Source organism: Mesorhizobium sp. M7A.F.Ca.CA.001.08.2.1 (assembly GCF_003998455.1).
GTDB classification, from domain to species: Bacteria; Pseudomonadota; Alphaproteobacteria; order Rhizobiales; family Rhizobiaceae; genus Mesorhizobium; species Mesorhizobium ciceri.
On the sequence record NZ_RZPW01000836.1, the window covers coordinates 1 to 2,561 of the forward strand.

The window sequence follows — 2,561 nt, forward strand, 5'->3', positions numbered from 1 at the left end:
GAATTGCTCGAGCAGGAAATCCTGCACGAAGCCATGCTGCAGGCGCAGCAATTCATGCGTTGTCCTGACCTTGGCGAGTATCTCCTCGCGGGCGCCGGCCGGGACGACGAATTTGTCCACCCTGAACACGCTGCCGCCGTTAACAGTCTGATTTATCTTGCTCATTTCGATTGCTCCGTTCCTGGATCATGGTGTTTTTTGGGCTCCAGGAACGGCCTACAATCTCAACTTAAGTTGAGATCAAGTGCAAAAATCAGATCACACGCCGAACCTTCAATTCACCTCCGACGTGCGCCGGCGGACGATGACACCAAGTTCGTCGCCTTCGCGAGCCAAGCGCAGCCGCTCTTCGGCCTCGGTCGCCTCGCGCTGGCGGTCCCACATCGAGGCGTAGAGGCCATGCTTGCGCATCAGCTCGGCATGGGTGCCGCGCTCGGCGATCTGGCCGTCCTGCAGCACGATGATCTCATCGGCCGTGATCACCGTCGACAGGCGGTGAGCGATGACGATGGTGGTGCGGCCACGGCTGACCAGATCGAGCGCGGCCTGGATCTCCTGTTCGGTGTGGCTGTCGAGCGCCGAGGTCGCTTCGTCGAGCATCAGGATCGGCGGCGCCTTCAAAATGGTGCGGGCGATTGCCACGCGCTGCTTCTCGCCGCCCGAAAGTTTTAGCCCGCGTTCGCCGACCATCGACTTGTAGCCGTCAGGCAATCGCTCGATGAACGGGCCGATCTGAGCGAGTTCGGCCGCCTTGCGCATATCCTCCTCGCTGGCACCGATGCGGCCATAGCGGATGTTGTAGGCGATGGTGTCGTTGAACAGCACGGTGTCCTGCGGCACCATGCCGATCGCCCCGCGCAGGCTCTCCTGCGTCACGTCCCTGATATCCTGGCCATCGATCAGCACCTGGCCGCCCTGCACGTCGTAGAAGCGGAACAGAAGCCGCGAGATGGTCGACTTGCCGGCACCCGAAGGCCCGACAATGGCGACGGTCTTGCCGGCCGGCACCTCGAAGCTGATGCCCTTCAGGATCTTCCGGTTCGGGTCATAGGAGAAGTGCACGTCGCGGAACTCGACCTTGCCGGCGCTGACCGCGATTGGCCTGGCATCCGGCTTGTCGACGATCTCCTGCGGCACATCCAGCAGATCGAACATCTGCTCGATATCGGTGAGCCCCTGGCGGATTTCGCGGTAGATGAAGCCGATGAAATTGAGCGGCACCGACAGCTGCATCAGCATGGCGTTGATGAAGACGAAGTCACCGACCGTCTGCGTGCCGGCCTGCACTTCGAGCGCCGACATGCACATGACGATGACGGTGCCCAGGCCGAAGATGATGCCCTGCCCGAAATTCAACCAGCCAAGCGAGGTCCAGATGCGCGTCGCGGCGACCTCGTAGCGTGCCATGGAGCGGTCGAAGCGCTCGGCTTCCATGCCCTCATTGTTGAAATATTTCACCGTCTCGTAGTTGAGCAGCGAATCGATTGCCTTGGTGTTGGCGTCGGTATCGCTGTCGTTCATGTCGCGGCGGATCGAGATGCGCCAGTCGCTGGCGCGGACCGTGAACCAGACATAGACCCAGACGGTGACCGCGACGACGACCACATATTTCCAGCCATAGGTGTAGGCGAAGATGCCCGTGGTCAGCGCGAATTCGAGGATGGTCGGCGCCGTGTTGAGCATGATGAAGCGCACGATCGTCTCGATGCCCTTGGTGCCGCGCTCGATGATGCGCGACAGGCCGCCGGTGCGGCGCTCGAGATGGAAGCGCAGCGACAGTTGGTGCATGTGAACGAAAGTACGGAAGGCGAGCTGGCGCACGGCATATTGGCCGACGCGGGCAAACAGCGCGTCGCGCAACTGATTGAAGCCAAGCTGCACCAGGCGCACGACATTGTAGGCGACGACCAGCATGACGGGCGCCAGCAGGAAGCTCGGCAGCGGCGGCGCCGATTTGGCGTCGCCGGCCAGCGCGTCGGTCGCCCATTTGAAGAAATAGGGACCGGCGACCAGCGTCAGCTTGGCGACGACCAGCAACAGCGTCGCCCATGTGACCCGGGCTCTCAGATCGGCGCGATCCGCTGGCCACATGTAAGGCCACAAATTGAGCAGCGTCTTGAAAGTCGAGGAGTCGGAGACGGTTTTTTCGGCCATTTCTTGTGCCTTCTTCTTATTTCAGCGGCCGGAGCAGCAGGAATTGACGAGAGCGGCCACCGATGCGGAGACATCGGCGAGCGCGGCATGGTCGATCGCATAGCGCGAGCGCTGGCGATCGGGCTCGAAGCGAACCAGCCCGGCTTCGACCAGTATTTTCAGATGTTGTGACACGGTGGACTGCGCCAGATCTAAGCGGTCGACGACCTCGCGGCAGCAGCAGGAACTGCTCGTCGATAGGTGTTTCAGGATTTCGATCCGCGCCGGATGGGAAAGCGCTGCAAGTCGGGCGGCGACCGCACGGCTGTCCGGACCGCCGCATGATGCGTTTGTTTCCATCAGGGATTCTGCCATCGTTCATCGGCGATAGACGATGAACGGGCACGGGGCAAGCTAACCCTATGGGC

Annotated in this window: 2 protein-coding genes and 1 pseudogene; all 3 read right to left on the minus strand. The window is 61.7% G+C overall.

Translation table 11 applies throughout. The annotated features are described in order from the left end of the window. Positions 1 to 165: pseudogene (locus EN914_RS39520) on the minus strand (antibiotic biosynthesis monooxygenase); the annotation flags it as partial. A gap of 108 nt (positions 166 to 273) precedes the next feature. Beyond that, entirely contained in the window at positions 274 to 2,154 is a 1,881-nt protein-coding gene (locus tag EN914_RS31745) for an ABC transporter ATP-binding protein/permease (protein ID WP_013532547.1), read from the minus strand. A gap of 21 nt (positions 2,155 to 2,175) precedes the next feature. Then, positions 2,176 to 2,508, minus strand: coding sequence for a helix-turn-helix transcriptional regulator (locus EN914_RS31750; protein WP_013532548.1), 333 nt, complete (start codon positions 2,506 to 2,508; stop codon positions 2,176 to 2,178). Positions 2,509 to 2,561: the final 53 nt, after the last annotated feature.

Bases quoted from the DNA above. Each gene is read 5' to 3' on its own strand.
- EN914_RS31745 (WP_013532547.1), bottom strand. From the start codon at position 2,154: ATGGCCGAAAAAACCGTCTCCGACTCCTCGACTTTCAAGACGCTGCTC.
- EN914_RS31750 (WP_013532548.1), bottom strand. From the start codon at position 2,508: ATGGCAGAATCCCTGATGGAAACAAACGCATCATGCGGCGGTCCGGAC.